The following is a 23,478-nucleotide window of genomic DNA, read 5'->3' on the forward strand; positions in this document are numbered from 1 at the left end:
GTTTGATGCGGGTCAGCGAGTCAGGCGATAGATCAGGATTGCGCTGCGGATCGCCGCGCGCTCGATCGAACCCACGTCCAGCCTTTCCTCCGGCGAGTGGGCGCCGGCGCCGCTTGCGCCCAGCCCGTCCAGGCTGTCCACCAGCGGCGCCACGAACTGGATGTCGCCCGCGCCGCGCGCCTCGGGCGGCACCGCGCCCACGCTGCCCAGGCCGGCGTCGCTGCTGGCCTGCGAGTAGGCGTCGAGCAGCTTCAGGTTGCCCGGCGTGACTGCCATCGGCGGATAGGAATCGCGAAAACTGATGCTGGCGCTGGCGCCCGGCAGGCTCTGGGTGACGATCTCGCGCATTCTGGCCTGGGCGCGGTCGCGCTGGCCGTAGTCGAGGTAGCGCAGGTCGCCCTTGACGGTGACCGTGTTGGCGATCACGTTGGTCTTGCCGAAGGCGCTGCCGCGCGAATTGGCCTCGTCGAAGGCGACCTCGGTGCCGCCCAGGATCACGCCCGGGTTGAAGGTCAGGCCCGGTTCGACGACCTGCTGGCGGAAGCCGTCCAGGATGCGGGCGGCCTCGTACACTGCGCCGTAGCCGCCCCCGCCGAACACGCTGGAGGAGTGGCCCTGCCGTCCCTTGACCTCGAGCTCGAACGAGGCGGTGGCGCGGCGCCCGACTGTGGCGCGCGGCTGGCCGTTGCGGTCGCCCACCATGCCCTCGTAGCCCAGCGCAATGTCGCTGCGCTTGGCCAGTGCCACCATGTCGCGGCGCGAGATTTCCTTCGGGTTGCCGGCCTCTTCCTCGTCGCCGGTGAACATCACCGAGATCGTCGTGTTGTCCAGCGCGCCTACCTGCTTGAGCGCGCGCAGCGCCTCGATGATGGCCACGTCGCCGCCCTTCATGTCGGACACGCCCTGGCCGCGCACCACCTCGGCGCTCTCCGGCTGCCAGGTGGGCACCTTGCTGTCCGGCTCGAACACGGTGTCCAGGTGGCCGAGCAGCAACAGGCGCTTGCCCTGGCTGCCGCTGCGGGTGGCCACCAGGTGGCCGGCGCGGCCCATCTCGGGCGGCATCTCGATCCATTCCGTCCTGAAGCCGAGCTCGTCGAACTGGCGGCGGAACACGGCGCCGACGTCGCGCACGCCCTTCAGGTTCAGGGTGCCGCTGTTGATGCTCGCGGCTTGGCGCAGCAGGTCCAGCGCCTGCGGGCTGTGGGCCTTGATTTCGGCAACGATGCGCTGTTCGACGGGAGACAGTTCGGCGGCCGCCGCCAGGTTGGTGCAGAGAATCGCCGCGGCGGCGAGCGCCAGGCCAGGCTTGACGTGCATAGTTGACTCTTCCGTGAAAGGTGAAGAGTGCACTTTACTACTTCATTGCAAATTGGAAAAAGATTACCGGCGGGGATGTGGGTTCCCGGCGTAATGACAGCTACTGCACGGTACTGGTCGGTCCGCGGCGGGTCTTCCTGACCACGCCCTGCGGGTCGAGCAGGATCACGAATTCGGTGTAGCGCCCCGCACCTGCCGGGATTTCATACAGCCAGGCCTCGAACCGGCTGTCGAACACCACGGTCCTGGTCTTGCCCAGCGTGGCCAGCAGTTCGGGCTTGGTGGTCTGCCCCGGCACCACCCGTGCGGCCAGGTCCTCGCGCGCCACGGATCCCGGGAGAGGGGCGCTGGCGCAGCCGGCCAGCAACACAGCTGCGCACAAGGCGAACAGGCGTGTCATGGGCGCGCTCCCGGCGGGTCGTCCATGTACTCGAACTCGACCAGCGTGTCGTCGGGCCAGCCGCGGTCCCAGATCGGGACATAATACGTGCGGTCCACCAGTACCTGGCAATCGCAGTAGGGCAGCATGTCGCGCGTCTGCTCGCCGCCGGCGTACAGCATCTTGAACGGCAGCACCTCGCTGCGCGCCCCGGCACGCAGCGTCACGGAAAACAGCGGGCGCTCGGCAAAGAACAGGTAGTTGCCTTCCGGGCTGTTGCACACGCGCTCGGTCCCGGTGATCGCGTTCGCCAGCCAGCCGAACAGCGGCGAGCTGTTCGACACCAGGCCGGCGTCCATGCCGACCCGGCATTCCAGGCGCAGGTCGCCCAGCCGGCGCGTGCCTGGCGGCAGGCCGGGGGTATTGATGCGCGCGCGCCAGGTCATGCTGGTGGTCTTGCGGTTGGCGATGACGGCGGCGTCCTCGCGCAGCGCCTGCGCATTGCGCGGCAGGACGAAGGTATTGTCCGGCGCCACCGGCACCGGGATCGAGATGTGGTCGCCCACCACGCGCAGCGTGATGCCGAGCATGTCCACGCCAGGCGTCCGTGGCAACAGCTGGAACCGCAGCGTGGCCTGGGGCGCCAGCGCATGGTCGTGCTCGAAGCGATCCATGCCGTCGATCATTTTTCGGTAGGACTTGTCGACCGGGTCACGCGTCTGGGTGACAGTGACGGTGGCGACCGGCGCAGGTGTTTCCTGCGCGTGTGCGGGCGCCGCCAGGAACAGGGGAATCAGGCAAGCCAGCCTGCGCATGGCTTACCAGTAGCGGACCCGCCCGGTATCCATGTGGACGAACTGCGAGTCCGGGTAATAGCCGACGCCGCCGCCGCGAAGCAGCATGGCGGCCTTGCGCAGGTGCGCCAGGTCCTGGCCGGGCATGCGGATGTCGATGGCCCGGCCTTCCATGTGCATGCTGTGCTTGGCCACGCCGTTGCTGTGTTCGTGCAGCATGGCGTTGGTGGCCGGCGAGCGATAACCGGAAATGACGTGCAGCACGTTTTGCGAGCCGAACTGGGCGCTGACCTTGTCGAGCAGCAGCAGCAGCTGCGGGTCGATCTGGGCGATCTGGTTGTTGCGGTGGTCGCGCAGCAGCTTGTTAATGTCTTGCAAGGCATCAGGGATGAACTGGCCCTCTGCCCAGAAAATGGTGCGCAGGCTTTCGCCGGTGTGCGTGTTGTAGAAACGAAGCGTGCGCTCGTTCTCGGCGGCGGTGGCTGCGGCGGCAGCGGTGACGTCGGCCGCGCGCGCCAGGGCAGGCAGGCCCAGCGCGGACGCCATCACGACGGAACTTTTCAAAAAGGAACGGCGTTGATTCATAGTACTTCCTCACGCGGGTTCAGCAATCTCCCATGATACGCCTCGCAGCCAAATTCTGCAGGCGGCGCTTTTGTTTTTCTTCAGTAACGGCGGGCGTTCTGCGCTGCTAGCCGTTCAGGAAACGTCGTGCGAATCTTACGCAATCGCGGCCACCCGGCGGCTCCCGGTACGCCTTGCGGCAGATGTCGAGGGCGTTTGATCTACCTCTGCTGACTTGCTCGCCCCCACCCCGATGATGAGGCAGTCCGCGCCGTTGACGTGCCATTGCGCGCGGAACAGGCGAACGGGAGCGACCATGTTTCGCAAGTGGATGTTGAGAATGTTCACGGCCTCGCAGCGGCTGCGCGAGGGCGGGGCTGTCGCGCTGCCGGCCACGTTCGCGCTGCCGGGCCTTTCCGCCGGCAGCGTCCATGTGGCCGTGGCCCTGCTGCTGCCCGCATTCTTCTTCCTTCACGGGCTGGACGCGTTCCCCCTGCGCGACAACAACGAAGGCCTGTACGCCGAGATCGCGCGCGAAATGCTGGAGACGGGCAACTACGTCGTGCCGCACCTGAACGGCGTGCCCTACATCGAAAAGCCGCCGCTGCTCTACTGGCTGTGCGCCCTGTCCATGAAGCTGCTGGGGCCAACGCCGGCGGCGGCGCGGCTGGTCTCGGCCGGGTCCATGCTGGCGCTGTGCGCGGGCCTGTTCCAGTTTGCCCGCATGCACGGCCACGCGCGCGCCGGCGTGTTCGCCAGCGTCGGCGCGGCCAGCGCACTGCCGGTGGCGCTGGTGGCGCACGTCGTGCTGTTCGACCCGCTGCTCACGGCATTGCTGGGCGGCAGTCTCCTGTGCTACCTGCACAGCTACCTGGTGCACAGCCGCAAGGCGCTGCGGTGGGCCGCCTTCCTGCTGGCATTGGCCGTGCTGGACAAGGGCGGGGTGGCGCTGGCGCTGGCTGGCGGCACGGTGGCCTTGTTCCTGTTGCTCCTGCGCGACCGCCAGGGCTGGCGCCGCCTGTTCGACCCGGCCGCAATCGCCATCCTGTTGCTCGTTGCCGGGGTCTGGCACCTTGCCGCCGCGTGGATGCAGCCGGGGTTTGCCTGGTTCTATTTCATCAACGAACATGTGCTGCGTTTTCTCGGCCAGCGCCAGCCCGACGATTACCACCACGGCCCGCTCTGGTTCTACCTGCCGCGCCTGCTGCTGATGCTGGCGCCGTGGACGCCGTTCCTGCTGCTGCTCGCGCCGGCGCGGCCCGCCAGTCCCGGCGCCAACGGCGCCATCGTGCGCTTTTGCCAGGCGGCGACGCTGTTCCCGCTGCTGTTCTTTTCGCTGTCCGCCGCCAAGGCCGACTACTACCTGATGGTCGCACTGCCGGGGCTGGCGCTGTGGCTGGGCATCGAGCTGGCGCAGCGCCTGGCCGCACCGGACCGGCTGGTGGCGGCCTGCTGGGGCGTGTCGCTCGGACTTGCCGCGCTGGCGCTGTTTGCCGCGCCGGGCGCGTTCAGCGGCAGCGTGCCGCCGCCGGTGCTGGCCATGCTGGGCGCCGCCGCGCTGGGCCTGGCGATCTTTGGGCGCAGCCTGTTCCTGCGGCTGCGCACCGCCCGCGCGCGCGAACTGGCGCTGCTCGCCGTCGCCCTGCTGTCGGCGGCCGCGCTGGTGCCGCTGTGCCAGGTGGCGGGCGAGCGTGGCGCGCGCGACAGCAGCGTGTACGTCGCGCGCATCCTGGCCGGCCACGAGGGCGGGCCGCGGTCGGTGTTCATCTACCGCGATTTCGAGGACACCTTCTCCACCTTGCCGTTCTACCTCGGGCAGCCGGTGCCGCTGGTGGACAGTGCCAGCCGGGACCTGCAGTTCGGCTGCGCCCGCCATGGCGTGGCGCGCTGCCTGACCATCGACGAGTTCCGGCGCGCGCGCGCGCGCGGCCCGGTGGCGGTGGTGGTGCAGGCCGGGCGCGCCGATGAATTCCTGGCCCTTGCCGGGCCCGGCCGCTGGCGCGCGGAATGGGTCGGCGAGAAGATGGTGCTGTTCGATGCGCGCTAGCGTATGCGTGGCGCATCAGAGTGTTGCGTTACTTTAACGGGAGCATCACGGGCTGGCGATTGTTGTTGGGTTTCCAAAAAGTTGGTTGCAATAATGACCATCCGGCAGGCGGCATCGCGCCGCCGATGGTTCATTGGCGACTTCAACTGGAGGAGACATGCACTTTCCCGTCCGCCGCGCGCTCGCGGCCCTTGCCCTGGCCCTGGCCTGTGCAGCCCAGCCGGCCTGCGGCGCCGCGGCTGCCAAGCCCGCTTCGAACGACATCCCGATCCCCGACATCGCGTACACCAGGTTCGTGCTCAAGAACGGCCTGACGGTGCTGGTGCACGAGGACCACAAGTCGCCGGTGGTGGCGGTCAACACCTGGTACCACGTCGGCTCGAAGAACGAAAAGCCGGGCAAGACCGGCTTTGCGCACCTGTTCGAGCACCTGATGTTTTCCGGCAGCGAGCACTTCAACAAGACCTACATCACGGCGATGGAGCACATCGGCGCCACCGACCTGAACGGCACCACCAACACCGACCGCACCAACTATTTCGAGAACGTGCCCACCTCCATGCTCGACTACGCGCTGTTCGCCGAAAGCGACCGCATGGGCAGCCTGCTGGGTGTGCTCGACCAGAAGAAGCTCGACCTGCAGCGTGGCGTGGTGCAGAACGAAAAGCGTCAGCGCGAGAACCAGCCCTATGGCGTGGCCTACCAGCTGCTGACCGAGAACACCTGGCCCGCCGGCCACCCGTATTCGTGGACCGTGATCGGCTCGATGGCCGACCTCGATGCCGCGTCAATGACCGACGTGACCGACTGGTTCAAGACCAACTACGGCCCCAACAACGTGGTGCTGGTGCTGGCCGGCGACATCACGCCCGAGGTGGCGCGCCAGAAGGTCGAGAAATATTTCGGTGACATCCCGGCCGGCCCGCCGCTGGCGCGCCAGCAAGCCTGGGTGGCCAAGCGCAGCGGCAGCCACCGCAGCGTGGTGCAGGACCGCGTGCCGCAGGCGCGCATCTACCGCGTCTGGAACGTCCCCGGCGCCAACACCCCGGAAGAGCCCTTGCTCGACCTGGCCGCGCATGTGCTGGGCGGCGGCAAGACCAGCCGCCTGTACAAGCGCCTGGTGTACAAGGACCAGACCGCCACCTCGGCCAGCGCCAGCGACGACTCGAGCGAGATCGCCGGCCAGTTCGACCTGACGCTGACCGCGCGCCCCGGCGCCGACGCGCGCAAGATGGAACAGGCCGCCGACGAGGAACTGCGCGCCATGCTGAAATCCGGCCCGACCGACAGCGAGCTGCAGTTGGCCAAGACCGCGATCCTGGCGCGCTACACCCGCATCGTCGAGCGCGTCGGCGGCTTTGGCGGCAAGAGCGACCTGCTGGCCAGCTGCACCACCTTCACCGGCAACCCGGAGTGCTACAAGACCTACCTGGAGCGCATCAAGGCGGCCACGCCGGCGCAGGTGAAAAAGGCGATGAACGACTGGCTGGCCGACGGCGACTACGTGCTGCAGGTGGACCCGTACCCGGCCAATCTTGCCACCACCGCCAAACTCGACCGCAGCAAGGAGCCGGCGCTGGGCAAGCCCGAGTCGCTGCGCCTGCCGCCGATGCAAAAGACGACCTTGTCCAACGGCCTGAAGGTGGTGGTGGCCGAACGCCACACCGCGCCGGTGGTCAATTTCTCGCTGCTCGTTGACAGCGGCTACGCCTCCGACGCGCCGTCGATGCCCGGCGTGGCCAGCCTGGCGCTGCGCATGCTGGAAGAGGGCACGCCGACCCGCTCGTCGTTGAAAATCAGCGAGGAACTCGAATCGCTGGGCGCGAGCTTCAACACCGGCACCAACCTGGACGGCGCCTTCGTCAACATGAACGCGCTCAAGGCGACCATGCCGCGCGCGCTCGACCTGTACGCCGACCTGCTGCTGCACCCGGCCTTCCCGCAGAACGAGTTCGCGCGCCTGCAGAAGGACCGGCTGGCCACCATCGCGCGCGAGAAAGCCAACCCGCAGCAGATGGCGCTGCGCGTGCTGCCCTCGCTCCTGTACGGCAAGGGCCACGCCTACGCGCTGCCGTTCACCGGCACCGGCACCGAAGACGCCGTGCGGCGCATGACGCGCGAGGACATGGTCAAGTACCACCAGACCTGGTTCCGCCCCAACAACGCCACGCTGCTGGTCGTCGGCGACACCACCCTGGCCGAGCTCAAGCCGCTGCTGGAGAAGTCCTTCGCCAGCTGGAAGCCGTCCGAGGTACCGAAGAAGAACGTGGCGCAAGTCGGCCAGCCGACCAAAACGGTGGTGTACCTGATGGACCGTCCCGGCGCGCTGCAAAGCGTGATCATCGGCGCCCAGCTCGCGCCGCCGCGCAACAACCCGGAAGCCGTGCCGCTGCAGCTCGTCAACAACGTCTTTGGCGGCACCTTCAGCGCGCGCCTGAACATGAACCTGCGCGAGGACAAGCACTGGTCCTACGGCGTGGGCACGCAGATCGCGTCGGCGGTGGGGCAGCGCCCGTTCCTGAGCGTGTCGCCGGTGCAGACCGACAAGACGCGTGACGCGCTGCAGGAGCTGGTCAAGGAATACACCGGCATCGCCGGCGCCAAACCGATCACGGCGGCCGAGCTCAAGGCCGCGCAGGACAACGAAACGCTGCGCCTGCCGGGATCGTTCGAGACCACCAGCCAGCTGGCCGGCGCCTACCAGACCATCCTGCAGTACCAGCTGCCGGAGGACTACTACAACACGCTGACCGAGAAAGCACTGGCGCTCACGCCCGAGCAGGCCAACGCGCTGGCGGTGCGCTCGGTGATGCCGAACCGGCTGATCTGGGTGGTGGTGGGGGATCTGTCAAAGATCGAACCCGGCGTCCGCGAGCTCAACCTGGGTGAAGTGCACCAGATTGACGTGGATGGGAACCTGGTGAAGTGAAGTGGCCAGGCGCCATATGCACGTCGTCCCCGCGAAGGCGGGGACCCATGCTGAGCTGGCATGCCGATGCCGCGGTCTCTGAAAGCGGTCTATGGGTCCCCGCCTGCGCCGGGACGACGGCGGCGAGGGGAGCGGTCAGCTTCCAGTCTTCGCCTTCGCCTGCGCCTTCTTCCAGGCCTGGTACGCCTCGGTATGCTCCTCGCGCCGCAGGATCTTCGAGTGCGGGTCCAGCGTGTAGGTCGCGCCTTCCGGCAGTTCCACGCTGCCTTTGCCACCATCCATCTGCACCGTCACCAACTGCTTGCCAACCCGCACCTCGACCGGCATCGGGAACGGCGTGCCGCCAGCCGTCTTCCACGCCAGCTCGAGTCGCGCACCGCGCCGTTGCGCCTGCAGTTCCGGCAGCCCCGCCTGGTACAAATAGGCCTGGAAGAACCAGCCCAGATCGCGTCCCGTCGCCTGGTTCGCCGCCGCGATGAATTCCGCGGTCGTGCCAAAGCGCGGTTGGAAGTTGCCGGGCCGCGGCTCGGCGGTGCCGTACACGACGCTGCGCACGGTGCGGAAAAACGCCTCGTCGCCGATCAGGTGGCGCAGTGTGTGCATCACCAGCGAGCCCTTGTAATAGATGTCCAGGCCCGGTCCGCCGCGCTTCTCGTCGTACACGTCCTCCTCGGTCTTGTGCTTGCCGGCCACGATCGGCGCCTTGTTCGTGATCTGCTTGCGTTGGTCCATCAAGCTCGCGAAATATTCCTGGTCGCCGCGCAGGTACTGCAGGTACAGCGGCTGCATGTAGCTGCCCAGACCCTCGTGCAGCCACATGTCGTCCCAGTCCTGGTTGGTGATCTGGTTGCCGAACCACTCGTGCGCGAACTCGTGCTGCAGCAGCCAGTCGTAGCCGTACTCGCTCTTCGCGTACTTGTTGCCGTAGGCATTGATGGTCTGGTGCTCCATTCCCAGATGCGGCGTCTCGGCCACGCCCATCTTTTCGTCGCCGAACGGGTAGGGCCCGATCACGCTCTCGAAGAAATCCAGCATCAGCGGAAACTCGCGGAACAGCTCCCGTGCCTTCGCTTCGTTCTGCGGCAGATAATAGAAGGCCAGCGGAATCTTGTTGCCATAGCGGCTTGCATATTCGCCGGTCAGCAGCGCGTACGGTGCCACGTTCACCGAGATGCCGTAGGTGCTCGGGTTCTTCGCACGCCAGTGGTATGTGCGCCAGCCGTCGGCTTCGTCCATGCCCAGCGGCGTGCCATTGCCCGCCACCACCAGCGGCGCGGGGACCGTGAAGTGTTCCTCTACCACCTTGGCCTTGCCCATCGGGTGATCGATGCAGGGCCAGAACAGGTCGCAGCCCTCGCCCTCGACGGCGCTGGCGACCCACGGCTGCCCGTCCGGCGTCTTCGACCACACGAAGCCACCGTCCCATGGGGCGCGCTTGGCCACGTGCGGCCGCCCGTGGTAGAGCACGCGTACCTTGACCTGCGCGCCGGCTTCCACCGCGTGCGGCAGCTGCACCGCCAGCCGCCCCTCGGGATTGCCGTAGCTGGCGGCCGGCAGCGCTTGCCCGTCCACCTCCACCGCATCGACCGGCAGGTTGCGGTCCAGGTCCAGCACGATGCGCGCCAGCGGCTCGCGCGCGGTGAAGCTCAGGCTGGCGTCGCCGCGGATGCTGCGCGTGTCCGGCTCGATGCGCAGCTTCAGGTCGGCCTTGTCGAACACGACGGCAAGCTGTTCGGGCGCGCGCGTCAGGCCGGACTCGACGGTGGTGGAGGACAATGGTGGCTGCTGCGTGGCGCAGCCGGCCAGCAGCAGGCAGGCGCAGGCGATAAGGCTCTTGTTCATGGCGTATTGACGGCGTGGCCGGTCCCCGGTCAGATAATGAAGCGAAGAAATTTATCACAACGGCAAGGAAAAACGCGCGTGCGCCGGGTGCCGCCCGGATCGGGAATACTGCGCGCGAGGGAGGATGCAATGGAAGATATCTCGTTCGACCTGGCGCGCACCGCGCTGGTCATGATCGACCTTCAGCACAGCACGGTGGAACGCGCGCTGGCGCCGTATTCAGGCGAGCAGGTGGTGGGCAACTGTGTGCTGCTTGCGCAGCAGATGCGCAACCGTGGCAGCCTGGTCGTGTACGTGCACGTGCTGGTGAACGACATGCTGGCGCGGCCGGCCGACGCGCCGTTGCGTCCTCCCGGGACGCCCGCCCCGCCGCCGGAAGCATCGCAACTGGTGCCCGAGGCCGGCGTCGAAGCGACCGACATCGTGATCGCCAAGCGCCAGTGGGGCGCGTTCTACGGCACCGCGCTCGACCAGCTGCTGCGGCGGCGCCAGGTCAGGACCATCATCATGGCTGGCATCGCCACCAACTACGGGGTCGAATCGACCGCGCGCGAGGCGTTCGACCGCGGCTACGAGCTGGTGTTTGCCGAAGACGCGATGAGCAGCATGCATGCGGACGCGCACAATTTCGCGTGCCAGAACCTGTTCCGCGCGATGGGGCGCGTACGCTCGACCGCGCACCTGATCAAGACACTGCAGGCGGGAACCGGTGAAGCCTAGCGCCTGTTGAACGCGTGGGCCGAGCTGCCCACCCTACGTTAAACCTGCGCTGCCGGTAGGGTGGGCAGCTCGTCTGCCCACGCGTTCAACCCAGGCTCGAATGGATGCCAGCCGTGATCTCGTACGACCGCAGCCGCTTGCCGTGGTCGAAGATCTGGGAAGTGACCATCAGCTCGTCCGCCCCAGTGCGCTCGATGAAGGCCTGGACCTGGGCCGCCACCGTGTCGCGCGCGCCGATGGCCGAGCACGACAGCACCTGGTCCAGCATCGCCCGCTCGGCCGGCCCCAGCTGCTCGAGGTAGCCCTCCACCGGCGGCTTGAGCCGCGTCGGCCGACCGCTGCGCAGGTTGACGAACGCCTGCTGCATCGAGCTTGCGAGGAACTGCGCCTCGTCGTCGCTTTCGCCCGCAAACACGTTAAAGCCCAGCATCACATGCGGCTTGTCCAGCTGCGCCGATGGCCGGAAGGTCGCGCGGTAGAGGTCGATCGCCTGCATCATCATCTGCGGCGCAAAGTGCGAGGCGAACGCATACGGCAGGCCAAGCGCGGCGGCCAGCTGCGCGCCGAACAGGCTCGAGCCGAGAATCCAGACCGGCACCTGCAGTCCCGCGCCCGGCACAGCGCGCACCTGGCGGCGCGGCGAGTCGGCGAAGTAGTCCATCAGCTCCATCACGTCCTGCGGGAACTCGTCGGCGTCGGACGCGAGATTGCGGCGCAGCGCGCGCGCCGTCACGTGGTCGGACCCCGGCGCGCGTCCCAGCCCCAGGTCGATGCGGCCGGGGAACAGCGATTCGAGCGTGCCGAACTGTTCGGCGATGACCAGCGGCGAGTGGTTCGGCAACATGATGCCGCCGGCGCCCACGCGGATGCGCGAGGTGTGGCCGGCGACATGGGCAATCAGCACCGCGGTGGCGGCGCTGGCGATGCCCGGCATGCCGTGGTGTTCGGCCAGCCAGAAGCGGTGGAAGCCCCAGCGTTCGCCATGCTGGGCAAGGTCAACGGAGTTGCGGAAGGATTGTGCGGCGTCGCTGCCCTCGGTAATCGGGGCAAGGTCAAGTATCGAAAATGGAATCATGGCCGCATGATACGCCGAACCTTTTTTTCGCGTGCGCACCCGTCCCCGACCGTAAAGATTGACCCGTCAGTACGGCTTCCCTATTATTGCTCGACGTTAATTTTGACCGGATCAGTTCATGCGCCCATCCCACCTGACCGCACTGCTGCAGCGCAACACCACGTTCGCCGCCGTCGCGGTCGCGCTGCTGGCCGGCTGCGCCCAGGTGCCGAGCTCCGCGCCCGTCGTTCCGGCGGTCTCGCAAACCGAACTCGATACCGCGCGCTTCGCCCAGATCGACAGCGCGATCAACGCCGCCATTGCCGAGCACAAGCTGCCCGGCGCGGTGTTCCACCTGGAGCGCAACGGCGCCGTGTACGAACAAGGCTATGGCACGCTGAGCTATGAGCCGGGCGCGGCCAGCGTGACGACCGATACCGTGTTCGACGCCGCCTCGCTGACCAAGGTGATCGCCACCGCGCCGTCGGTGATGCTGCTGGCCGAACAGGGCAAGATCGACCTGGATGCGCGCCTGGTCCAGTACTTCCCGGAATGCGCCAACGGCGGCAAGCAGGAGATCACGATCCGCCACCTGCTCACGCACACGTCGGGCCTGCCGTCGGGGATTCCGGCCACGCCCGCCTGGCACGGTTCGGCGGCCGGCCACGCGCTGGCCTGCTCGTTGCCGGTGACCAACAAGCCGGGCACTTTCTTCCGTTACTCCGACGTCAACTACGTGCTGCTGGGCCAACTGGTCGAGAAACTGTCCGGCATGCCGCTCAATGAATTCGCGCAGCAGCACATCTACACGCCGCTGGGCATGCGCGACACGGGCTACCTGCCGCTCAAGCGGGTGGCGAAAGAGAAGATCGCGCCGACCCACAAGTCGCCGCTTGACCCGGCGCAGCGCGAGCTGCACGGCGACGTGGCCGGCGGCCAGTTGCTGCAGGGCGTGGTGCACGACCCGACCGCGCGCCGCATGGATGGCGTGGCCGGTTCCGCCGGCTTGTTCAGCACCGCCCGCGACCTGGCCCGCTACGCCCGCATGCTGCTCAACGGCGGCGAACTCGACGGCGTGCGTGTGCTGAGCAAAGCGAGCGTGCGACTGATGACCACCGCGCAGTCGCCGGCCGGCATCGAGGCGCTGCGTGGCATGGGCATGGACATCAATTCGCCATACGCCGTGCGTCCGCGCGGCACCGTGTTCCCGGTCGGCAGCTTCGGCCACACCGGCTTTACCGGTTGCATCGTATGGATCGACCCGAACTCGCGCACCTTCTACGTGTTCCTGTCCAACCGCGTGTACCCGGACGACAAGAGCAACGTGCTGCCGCTGTACACTCAGCTGGGTACGCTCGCGGCCCAGTCCGCGCGCGGGTTCGACTACGCGTCGGTCAAACCGCTCGCCGTCGCCGCCGCGCGCTGAGCCTTGCGGGCAGCCCGCCACGCGTTTCCTCAAGAACACTGCACGGACACGCTGCAAGCCTTGACTTGCAGCAGTTCCCCCTCGCCCTTCCTCTCCAATAATTGCCATGCAGCCACTTCCCCAAAGGAGCACAGCATGGCAATCGTATTCGGCCAGGACCAGCAGTTCACGCTGACCAATGGCGGCAGCGCCAATTACCAGCTGGAGGTCACCACCAAGGGCGGGGCGATCGCCATCAAATTCACCGATCCGGCCGGTTCTGGCAGTGGTGAGCAGGTCTGGGTCACGCTCAAGGACGCCGCGCAGAACGTCGTCTTTTCGCAGGCGACCTCGACCAGCCAGCTGTTCAAGACGACGGTGCCGTCGGCCGGCACCTACCAGCTGACGATCGAGGACCGCGACCCGACCGACGCGCACGACGCGCGCTCCTACACCATCAACGCCTCGCTCGACGCCGCGCCCGCAACCGTGTACGACGGTCCGCTCAACGACACCATGGCCACGGCGCTGCCGGCGCTGCTCACCGACCGCATCGTCGGCACCCTGGGCAACGGCGACGTCGACGTATTCAAGGTCTCGGCCGGGCCGGGCCAGCTGAAGGCGGTGTTCGGCCATCCGTCGGGCGCCGTCGGCGGAGCGCCGATCAGGGTGGACCTGCTGGACGACCAGGGTCGCCTGCTGACCACCAAGACCCTGGGGCAGGACGCGAGCTTCGACGCCACGATGAGCGCGCCGGGCGACTTCTACCTGCGCGTGCTCGATCCCGACGTGGGCGACCACCGCGACGGTGGCTATTACACATTCAGCTCCTCGCTCAGCTACGAAACCGGCACCGTGTACGACGGCGCCTCGGACACCGACGCCGCGCACGCCCAGGCGCTGCCGCTCTCGCGCGTGGTCGAGGCCGAGATGCACCACGGCGACCAGGACTTCTACCGCCTCGACGTGCCGGCCGCGGGCAAGCTCACCTTCAACTTCGTCCACACCGGCGGCAACGGCGTTGCAGTGGGCATGGAACTGCTCGACGCCAGCGGCAATGTGGTGTTCCGGCAGACCGTGGCGAGCGATACCGATTTCACGGTCAATCTGGCCGCGGGCGGGCCGTACACGGTCCGGGCCTTCGACGCCGACCCCTCGGGAGGCGACGCCGGCATCTACTGCTTCATGACCGGCTTTTCCAGCGCCGGCGGCGACACCATGCGCGGCGCTCAAGGCGTCGATGCCCGGTTCACCTCATCGGCCGGCAACGACACCTTCATCGGCTACAGCGGCCGCGACGCGGTCACCTTCCGCGACGCGCGCGCCAGCTACGAGCTGCTGCGCACCGACGCCGGCGTGGCCGTGGCCAACAGCTCGGGCAAGGATGGCAACGACACGCTGTTCGGCATCGACCGCCTTTACTTCAGCGACAAGATCGCCGTTGCCTACGACTGGCAGGGCAACGCCGGCGAAGTGTACCGCCTGTACCAGGCCGCGTTCGATCGCAAGCCGGACGCCGGGGGCCTTGGCTTCTGGATCGGCCAGCATGACGGTGGCAGCACGCTCCAGGCCATCGCGGACGGCTTCGTGCATTCGGACGAATTCCGGCAAGCTTACGGGCCATCGCCCACCAATACCGAGCTGGTGACCAAGATGTACGAGCACGTGCTGCACCGCGCGCCGGACGCCGGCGGCATCGACTTCTGGGTCAAGGCGCTGGACGAGGGCCGTGCCACCGTGGCCGGCGTGCTGCTTGGTTTCAGCGAGAGCCAGGAGAATTTCACCGCGCTGGTCGGTGTTGCGGCAGGCTTCGAATACAAGATCTGGGCTTGATGAGCGTGCTGGATTTTTCTGCAAGGCTATCGCGCGCTGTCTTTATATCGACCGTTCTAAACTCGGCGTCCTCGATTTTATCGGCTTGATATTGTTGAGATTGCCCCGAAACTATTAGGAGATCGATATGAATATGAACAAAGTCTTGAAGGCCCTGCTCGGTGCGTCCGTCGTCGCCGCGATGTTCGGTTCGGTGAACGTGCAAGCACAATCGAGCAGCACCTCGGGCCAAAGCGCGAGCGGCCAAAGCGCAGGCGGCAGCCAGCAGAGCGCAACGGGCGCCGGGGACCAGGGCACCAGCACTACCAGCACCACCACCACCACCAAAAAGCACCAAAAGAAAAAGAAATCCAAGAAGCACGCAGGCACGTCCACCGGCAGCGAGGCTAGCGGCACCAGCGGCAGCATGGGCGGCACCAGCGGTTCCAGCGGAACGACCGGCGGTACCAGCGGCACCTCGGGCAGCATGGGCGGTACCAGCGGAACCTCGGGCGGCACCTCCGGTTCGAGCGGCAGCATGGGCGGCACCAGCGGCAGCTCGGGCACCAGCGGCACCAGCGGCATGAGCGGCAGCTCGGGCACCAGCGGGACCGGCAGCATGGGCGGCACGAGCGGCACCTCTGGCGGCACCAGCGGGACCACCGGCACCAGCGGGACCAGCGGAACCGGAACCGGAACCAGCGGCACCGGGACCAGCGGGACCAGCACCGGCGGTGGCCGCGGCTACTGATCGGCCGGAGTCGTCGTGACAGAACGCCAGCCTGCGGGCTGGCTTTTTTCTATCCAAATATTGCACTTCTCTTGCCGCACAGAATCATTGTTTCCCTTGATTTTACGGGGCTTAAAGCTTTGTCGTCTTGTTGCGACGAATTTGCCGAAGATCTCGGCAACAAGTGCGGATTCTTATCCTGCATCAACTAGAATTCCTTCCCGTACCTCCCTAGATTCCCACGAGTTAAACAACTTGCCGAGCGGCAACTTAAGACTCATGTTGCCGTACCGGCGCATGGTCCTTAGCCCGGCGCTATTTCATTTACGTGTAACGGACCAACTTGTGACATCCCATCCATCTGCAACCAGCACTGTCCCGCATTCCACACCGTCCTCCAAGAAGATCGCCGGCGCCGTCGCGATCGCGCTGGCCGCCGCATTGCTCACCGGTTGCGGCACCGTCCAGGTGCATCCGCTGTCGGCCGATGAGATCAGGAAGCAGACCGCGCTCGATCGCGCGGCCGCCTTCCAGGACGTGCCGCCGGTAAGCGGGAAGCTGACGATGGAGGAGGCAATCGCGCGCGCGCTCAAGTACAACCTGGACCGCCGCACGCGCCTGATGGAAGAGGCGCTGGCGATGAACCAGCTCGATGCGTCCAACCTCGACATGCTGCCGCGCGTGCTCGCCAACGCCGGCTACACCTGGCGCAATTCCGACCTGATCACGCGTAGCGTGGACTCGGTGACCGGCGAGCCCTCGCTGGCCCACCCGTTCATCTCGTCCGAGCGCAGCAAGCCGGCGTATGACCTTGGCCTGACCTGGAACATGCTCGACTTCGGCCTGTCGTACATCACCGCCAAGCAGGCTGCCGACCGCGTGAACATCGCCGCCGAGCGCCGCCGCAAGGCCATGCACGTGCTGATCCAGGACGTGAAGAGCGCGTTCTGGCGCACCGTGAGCGCGCAAAAGCTGCGCGACGACGTGCGCCGCACCATCGACCTGGCCGAGGCCGCGCTGGACGACGCGCGCAAGGCCGAGAGCGAGCGTCTGCGCTCGCCCGTGGACAGCCTGCGCTATCAGCGCCAGTTGCTGGAGAACCTGCGCCTGCTCGAGAGCATCGAGCAGGAGCTGTCGTCCGGCCGCATCGAGCTGGCCAACCTGATCAACACGCCGCTCGACGCGCCCCTCGAGGTGGCCGAGCCTGCCGGCCAGGCCGACACCTCGTTGCTGGAGGTACCCGTGCAGCGCATGGAGGAGCTGGCCGTCGCCCAGAACGCCGACATCCGCGAGCAGTTCTACAACAGCCGCATCGCGGTCGAAGAGACGAAGCGCACGCTGGTCAAGCTGTTCCCGAACCTCGCCTTCAACTACGACCTGCGCTACGACACCGACAAGTACCTGATCAACAACCGCTGGAATGACGCGGGCGTGCACCTGTCGTACAACCTGATGAACCTGTTCTCGGGCCCGTCGCAAAAACGCCTGGCCGACGCCGGCGTCAAGCTCGCCGACCAGCGCCGCATGGCGGCCCAGATGACCGTGCTGACCCAGGTGCACCTGGCACGCCTGCAGTACCAGATCGCCTATCGCCAGTACGTGCGCGCCGACCAGATCTGGCAGGCCGACGCGAAGATCGCCGAGCACATGAAGAACCGCGAAGTGGCCGAGGCGCAGAGCAAACTGGAGCAGGTGGCCAACAGCACCACCGCCATCCTCTCGCTGCTGCGCCGCTACCAGTCGCTCGCGCAGCTGCAGGGCGCGGCCGGCAAGGTGCAGGCGACCATGGGCATGGAGCCGGTGATCGGCAGCGTGACCTCGATGTCGCTCGAGCAGCTGACCCGCGAAGTGGCCGCCTCGCTCGACAGCATGAAGAAGGAAGTGCCGCCCGCCGCGCCGGCCCAGCCGGCCCCCGCGACCGCGGTGAAGACCGCGAAGAGCGCCAGGCCTGGCAAGCAAATCAAGGTCGCCTCCAACTGAAGGCGCCGGGTAACAAAGGAAGTTTCATGAGCAGTCACCAGAACGGTCGCAGCCGCGCGCTGCGCATTGCCGCCATGTTGTCGATGCTGGCCGGTGCCGCGCAGGCCGCGTCCGTCCAGGCGCCGGCGCCGCGCGCGGCCGACCGTCCCGCGCTGGAAAAGCAGGACATTCGCGCGCAGCTGGCGCCGCGCCGCTACACCACCATCGCCGCCGAGATCGGCGCCAAGATCAGCCGCATCGGCGTGCCCGAGGGCGCCAGCTTTCGCGCCGGGCAAACCCTGGTCGCGCTCGACTGCTCGATCCAGCAGGCGCAACTGCAGAAGGCCAGGGCCGTGCTGGCCGCGGCCGAGAAGACCTACGCCGCCAACAAGCGCCTGGACGAGCTGAACTCGGTGGGCAAGGTGGAACTGCAGGTGTCCGAGGCCGAGGTATCCAAGGCCAAGGCCGACGTGGCCAGCACCAGCGTGGTGCTGTCCAAGTGCGTGATCCCGGCGCCGTTCGCGGGCAGGGTGGCCGAGCAGAAGGCGCGCGAGCAGCAGTATGTGCAGCCCGGCCAGCCGCTGCTGGACATCCTCGACGACTCCGTGCTCGAGCTCGAATTCATCGTGCCGTCGCGCTGGCTGGCGTGGCTCAAGCCGGGCTACGCGTTCCAGGTCCACATCGACGAAACCAACAAGACCTATTCGGCCAAGGTGCAGCGCATCGGCGCCAAGGTCGATCCGGTGAGCCAGTCGGTGAAGCTGTCCGCCGCCATCAGCGGCCGCTTCCCGGAACTCATCGCAGGCATGAGCGGCCGCGTCGCGCTGCAACCGCCGTCCACCCAATAACAACGATAAACCACCACCATGAACAAGCCCCTGCCTCCCGCCCCCGTCCTGAACGCCATCGAGCAGCCTGCCCGGCGCAGTCGGCGGCCCTTGAGCGGGCGGGGGCCCGCGCCGCTCGCGCTCGAACCGCGCGTGATGTTCGACGGCGCGACCGGGGATGCGGTGCTGGCGGCCAGGGCAGCGGCCGAGCGCGGTGCCGCGCAGGCGGCCGAGCGCGCGGTGGACGCGGACCGGGCCGGCATCGACAAGCTGGCGCTGCAGGCGCCGGCCGCGGTGGCGGGGCCGCTCGACGCCACGCGCCACGAGATCGTCTTCATCGAGGACAACGTCGAGAACTACCAGCAGCTCGTGGCCGGGGTGAAGCCGGGCGTGGAAGTGGTGGTGCTGGACCACACGCGCGACGGCCTGCAGCAGATGCTGGCAGCGCTCGACGGCCACGCGCCGGTGGACGCGATCCATCTCGTCACGCACGGCAGTGAGGCCAGCATTCGGCTTGGCAGCACCGAGGTATCGCTGGCCAATCTCGAAGGTTTCGATACGCAGTTCGGCAAGCTGGGCAGCGCGCTCACCGCCAATGGCGACTTTCTGATTTACGGTTGCGACGTGGCGGCCGGCGCCGATGGCCAGCAGTTCGTCAGCCGGCTGTCGCAGTTGACCGGCGCCGACGTCGCTGCGTCCGTGGACCTGACCGGTGCGGCAGCGCGCGGCGGCAACTGGACGCTCGAGACGCAGACCGGCAGCGTCGAAACGGCGCCGCTCACCGGCGACCATTACGACGGCCTGCTCGGCGCGGCCAACGTGAAGGTCAGCACGGACAACGTCGTCAACACGAACGACACCCTGACCACGGTCACCGTCAGTGGCACCGTCGATAACGGTACCGGCAGGGACATCAACGTGACGGTCACCGGAGCAGGCGGGACGCCATCGGTGACCTCGACCATCACGGGGATCACCAAGACGCAGGGCGGCACCTGGAGCGGAACGATCAACCTGAGCAGTTTTGCCGACGGCACCCTCAACGTCTATGTGACGCAGGGCGGGACGGCTGGCCCGAGCGCCACCAACGACCAGACCTTCACCATCGTCAAGGACACCACCGCGCCCACGGTGACCACGACCAACACCAGCACCGCGTCCACGTCCAGCTTCAGCCTGACGGCAAGCGATGCGTCCAAGGTGTCCACGCTCGAGTACCAGGTCGACTCCGGGAGTTGGAATTCGCTGGCGATCACCCCCGCCACTAGCGTGAGCTCGACGGTGACCCTGGCCACGCAGACAGTCGGATCCCACCACCTGAACGTGCGCGCGACGGACGCCAATGGCAACGTGACGGTCAGCGGCACCGATTTCACGGTCGCGGCCCCGCCGGCCAACCACGCGCCGACCGCATCGGGCGACGCGACGTTGGCGAGCATCCCCGATACCACCACCAACCCGCCGGGCGCGTCGGTGTCCTCGCTGTTCCTGACCAAATACGCCGACAGCGACAGCGATGCATTCAAGGGTATCGCGATCGTCTCGTACACGCGCGATGCCAGCGCTGGCGAATGGCAGTACTACAATGGCTCGAGCTGGACTAACATCGGCGCCGTGACTTCCGCCTCGTCGGCGATCACGTTCGGCGTCAACGACCAGTTGCGCTTCAAGCCCGCAAGCGGTTTCTCGGGTGCCGCGCCGGCGCTGTCGGTCAAGCTGGTTGACGCCGGCGGCACGGTCAGCACCAACGGCGTGGTTGACGCGTCGGTCTCCGGCGGCAGCAGCGACTTCAGCGCGGCCACCGTCTTGCTGAAGACCTCGGTGACGACCACCTACACCCTCTCTTCGCCGGACAGCAAATTCGTCACGCTCCTGTCGGGGAATAACTACGACCCCTACAACGACACCCAGTCGCACGCCGCTGACACCGACCTGGTCGGCAATTCGAGCGCGCCGCTGCTGCAGGGCGGCTACGACACCAATACGCAGACGCTGTACTACCGCGTCCGCATTGGCAACCCGACCCTGTCGAAAGGCGTGGCGACGTTCACCGGTGTGGTGCTGCTTGGCGTGGACGTCAACAACGACGGCAAGCTGGACATCTTCATCGGCGTGGACGGCCGCAACAACGGCCTGGGCGTGGTGACGTTCGCGCCGGGCGCCGACCTGAACGTGAGTCCGAGCACCACCTCGATCACCGCGCCGGTCTCGGCCAGCGGCAGCTACTCGTACACGTCCGTCACCACCGGCACGACCGACATCGGCGGCGACGGCAAGACCGACGCTTACCTGACGTTCTCGCTGCCGTTCAGCGCACTGCAGTCGCGCGTCGCGGCACTGGGCAAGTCGATATCGACGAACACGTCGCTGGGTTTCGTGCTGATGACGCTGACCCAGAATAACTCGATCAACGGCGATATCGGCGGCATCGGCACCATGAGCAAGGGCGACAAGGACAAGACCTGGCGCGACCTTGGCCTGCTCCAGCCGATCAACCTGACCGCGCCGACCCTGGGCAGCATTTCGGGCAATTACCAATTCGTCGAGAACGGCGCCGCGGTGACCCTGGCTCCGAACGCGACGTTCAGCGACTTCGACACCCGAAACTTCAGTGGCGGCAAGCTCGAGGTCACGATCAGCGGCAACCCCGAGAGCGGCAAGGACCAGCTGTCGCTGAGCGCAAGCGGGGTTTCGCTTGTCGGCGGCGCGGTCAGCGTGAACGGCACGCAGGTCGGCACCGCCACCTTTGCCGGTAACGTCCTGACCGTCAACTTCACCGGCTCCAACGTGACAGCCGACCAGGTGAACGCCGTCGTGCGCGCGGTGAACTTCTCGAACACGAGCGATGCGCCTTCGACGCTCAATCGCACGGTGCAGTTCAAGATCACCGACCCGGACAGCAACGCAAGCGACCCCACGGTGGCGGCGGTTACCGTACTGGTCCAGGCGGTCAACGATGCGCCGGCGGTCAGCGGCGCGGCGACCTCGCTCAACCGGACCGTCACCAGCGGCGCCAGCTACGCCGTCGGCAGCGCCACCACCAGCGACGGGTTGATTCTTGGTCGCGGCGTGAACTCGGGCATTTCGGTGTCCGACGTGGACGCGGCCAGCGGCACGGTCCGCGTCACGCTGAGCGTGGATCTCGGCATCCTTGAGCTGTACAACGCCGGGACACGGGTGGCCACCGCGACCACCATCGATAACGTTACGTTCAGCGGCTCGCGCACCGGCACGCTCGTCCTCACCGGCACCCTCGCCAACATCAATGCGATCCTCACGGGGACCAACACCAGCGACACCAAGGTGCTGTACCAGCCGGGGCTGAGCGAGGTCGGCACGGCCAAGCTCACCCTGGCGGTCAACGACCAGGGCAACACCGGCTACGGCGGCCCGCTGTCCGCTTCCGCCACCGTGGGCACGATCACGATCTCGGCGCCGGCACCGACCGGCACCCTGATTGGCACCGTGATCGAGGATAATGCGGTCACCAGCGGCAACCTGTCGGCAAGCGGAACGCTGAGCCAGACCATCACCGGATCGAACTGGCTCGGGAACACCCTTGGTTCGTCCGCGCTCGGCACGCTGACCGCGTCCGGCGCCACCTGGACCTACACCGTGAACAACAGCGCGGCGGAAGTGCAGGCCCTGGTCGCGGGGCAGTCGATCGAGGAGAGCTTCCAGGTTGCCACGGCGGGCGGCAACGTGTTCGTGCGCGTGACCATCAAGGGCACCAACGATGCGCCGACCCTGACCGCGACCAATGGCGCGTCTGGCTATACCGAGAAGGGATCGGCAACCACGCTGTTTTCCTCCGCCACCGCCACACTCGGCGGCAGCGGTGCGTCGGCGGAGAGCGGGCAGTCGATCACCAGCATCACCCTCGATGTGTCCAACGTGTTCGACGGCGACCAGATCGTCATCGACGGCACCACCCTCTACCTTGACCATTCCAGCAGCGGCACGCTGACGGCCAGCGGTTACCGCGTCAATGTCACCCTTTCCGGTTCGACCGCGACCCTGACGGTGGACACCGCGCAGGCGTCGCCTTCGTCGATCCAGTCGCTGGTGACAGGGCTCGCCTACCAGTCGAGCAGCAACAACCCGACCAACTACGGCAACAACGCAAGCCGTACGTTCACGCTGCGCAGCATGCAGGACTCGGGCGGCACTGCTTTGGGTGGCAGCGATACCGCAGCGATCAACTGGTCGCGCACGGTGACGCTCACTGCGGTGAACGATGCGCCGGTGGTCAATGTGGCGCCGATTACGGTCAACCAGAACACGTCGATCGTGTTGTCGAGCGCCTACCTGCTGGCCAACGACCCGGACACAAAGTCCGACGGCCTGACCTACAGGATCACGAGCGATCCGACCAAGGGCGTGGTGAAGTTCAACGGCACTGTGGTGACGGGCGCCGTCACCTTCACCCAGCAGGATCTCGACGCCGGCAGCGTGACTTATACCGCCAATCCGTCTGGCAGCGCCACGAGCGACGCGTTCTCGGTGACGGTTTCGGATGGCACGAATACGACCGCCGCCAAGCAGGTGGACGTGAGCATCATCACGACCAATTATCCGCCGATCACGTTCGACAACACGGTGACGACGGCCGAGGACAACTCCTACGTGTTCGGCACAACGGATTTCCTCTTCAGCGATTTCAACACCGGCGACAGCATGTCCACGGTGGAGATTTTCACCTTGCCGGGAACGGGCAAGCTGCAGACCTACGTCAGTGGCGCCTGGCAGGATGTGACGGGCGCCAGCACCATGGTCAGCACTTCCGAAATCATGGCCGGACATCTGCGCTTCATGCCGGTCGCGAATGCTTACGGGAGCCCCTACGCGACCTTCAACTTCAAGGTGTACGACCAGTCAAACGTGGCATCCGGCGATGCGCAGATGACGGTCATCGTCACCCCGGTCAACGATGCACCCGTGCTGGCGGTAGCGCCGGTTTCGCTCGCCCAGGGCGCGACCGTCACCCTCACCACGAGTTACCTGAACGCGACCGATGTCGACACCGGCAACGGCAGCCTGACGTACACCGTCACCAGCGCACCGGGCAAAGGCACCATCAAGGTCAACGGCACGGCGGG

Annotated in this window: 15 protein-coding genes; 9 read left to right on the forward strand and 6 right to left on the reverse strand. The window is 66.9% G+C overall.

The window, feature by feature from the left end; all coding sequences use genetic code 11:
- Positions 1–12: 12 nt before the first annotated feature.
- The 4 genes from NX773_RS23190 to mepK form a co-directional block, all read right to left on the reverse strand.
- Entirely contained in the window at positions 13–1,317 is a 1,305-nt protein-coding gene (locus NX773_RS23190) for a M20/M25/M40 family metallo-hydrolase (protein ID WP_258858599.1), read from the reverse strand.
- Between the two features lie 100 nt (positions 1,318–1,417).
- Positions 1,418–1,717, reverse strand: a complete 300-nt coding sequence (locus NX773_RS23195; RefSeq protein ID WP_258858600.1) for a hypothetical protein — start codon at positions 1,715–1,717, stop codon at positions 1,418–1,420.
- Complete coding sequence (locus NX773_RS23200) at positions 1,714–2,511, reverse strand: hypothetical protein (protein WP_258858601.1); 798 nt, start codon at positions 2,509–2,511, stop codon at positions 1,714–1,716. Before NX773_RS23200 ends, NX773_RS23195 begins: the two co-directional genes overlap by 4 nt.
- Before the next feature lie 3 nt (positions 2,512–2,514).
- Positions 2,515–3,075 (reverse strand): peptidoglycan L,D-endopeptidase MepK, encoded by a 561-nt coding sequence (gene mepK / locus NX773_RS23205; protein WP_258858602.1) that lies wholly within the window; start codon positions 3,073–3,075, stop codon positions 2,515–2,517.
- A 319-nt stretch (positions 3,076–3,394) separates the two neighbouring features.
- Between mepK and NX773_RS23210 the strand changes: the two genes are divergently transcribed.
- Both NX773_RS23210 and NX773_RS23215 read left to right on the forward strand, forming a co-directional pair.
- Positions 3,395–5,101 (forward strand): ArnT family glycosyltransferase, encoded by a 1,707-nt coding sequence (locus NX773_RS23210; RefSeq protein WP_258858603.1) that lies wholly within the window; start codon positions 3,395–3,397, stop codon positions 5,099–5,101.
- 157 nt (positions 5,102–5,258) lie between these two features.
- Positions 5,259–8,030, forward strand: coding sequence for a M16 family metallopeptidase (locus NX773_RS23215; protein ID WP_258858604.1), 2,772 nt, complete (start codon positions 5,259–5,261; stop codon positions 8,028–8,030).
- Positions 8,031–8,165: 135 nt separating this feature from the next.
- Here the strand turns inward: NX773_RS23215 and NX773_RS23220 are convergent, their stop codons facing one another.
- A complete protein-coding gene (locus NX773_RS23220; protein WP_258858605.1) occupies positions 8,166–9,872 on the reverse strand; it encodes a M1 family metallopeptidase in 1,707 nt (568 codons plus the stop codon).
- 129 nt (positions 9,873–10,001) lie between these two features.
- Here NX773_RS23220 and NX773_RS23225 point away from each other — a divergent pair, with 129 nt between their 5' ends.
- Positions 10,002–10,592 carry an isochorismatase family protein gene (locus NX773_RS23225; RefSeq protein WP_258858606.1) on the forward strand — a complete coding sequence of 197 codons (591 nt, stop codon included), beginning with the start codon at positions 10,002–10,004 and terminating at the stop codon, positions 10,590–10,592.
- A gap of 85 nt (positions 10,593–10,677) precedes the next feature.
- Here NX773_RS23225 and NX773_RS23230 read toward each other — a convergent pair whose 3' ends face one another.
- Positions 10,678–11,667, reverse strand: coding sequence for an LLM class flavin-dependent oxidoreductase (locus tag NX773_RS23230; RefSeq protein ID WP_258858607.1), 990 nt, complete (start codon positions 11,665–11,667; stop codon positions 10,678–10,680).
- 118 nt (positions 11,668–11,785) lie between these two features.
- Here NX773_RS23230 and NX773_RS23235 point away from each other — a divergent pair, with 118 nt between their 5' ends.
- The 6 genes from NX773_RS23235 to NX773_RS23260 form a co-directional block, all read left to right on the forward strand.
- Complete coding sequence (locus tag NX773_RS23235; RefSeq protein WP_258858608.1) at positions 11,786–13,072, forward strand: serine hydrolase domain-containing protein; 1,287 nt, start codon at positions 11,786–11,788, stop codon at positions 13,070–13,072.
- Positions 13,073–13,207: 135 nt separating this feature from the next.
- Positions 13,208–14,884: a DUF4214 domain-containing protein gene (locus NX773_RS23240; RefSeq protein ID WP_258858609.1), complete on the forward strand. Its 1,677-nt coding sequence runs from the start codon at positions 13,208–13,210 to the stop codon at positions 14,882–14,884.
- Positions 14,885–15,011: 127 nt separating this feature from the next.
- Complete coding sequence (locus NX773_RS23245) at positions 15,012–15,614, forward strand: hypothetical protein (protein WP_258858610.1); 603 nt, start codon at positions 15,012–15,014, stop codon at positions 15,612–15,614.
- Between the two features lie 324 nt (positions 15,615–15,938).
- Complete coding sequence (locus NX773_RS23250) at positions 15,939–17,573, forward strand: TolC family protein (protein ID WP_258858611.1); 1,635 nt, start codon at positions 15,939–15,941, stop codon at positions 17,571–17,573.
- A 26-nt stretch (positions 17,574–17,599) separates the two neighbouring features.
- The gene (locus tag NX773_RS23255; RefSeq protein WP_258858612.1) at positions 17,600–18,400 is read left to right on the forward strand and encodes an efflux RND transporter periplasmic adaptor subunit; all 801 of its coding nucleotides are present in this window, start codon (positions 17,600–17,602) and stop codon (positions 18,398–18,400) included.
- Between the two features lie 18 nt (positions 18,401–18,418).
- On the forward strand, positions 18,419–23,478 hold a 5,060-nt coding region (locus tag NX773_RS23260), incomplete at its 3' end, for a DUF4347 domain-containing protein (protein ID WP_258858613.1).

This window comes from Massilia solisilvae (assembly GCF_024753215.1).
GTDB lineage: Bacteria > Pseudomonadota > Gammaproteobacteria > Burkholderiales > Burkholderiaceae_D > Telluria > Telluria solisilvae.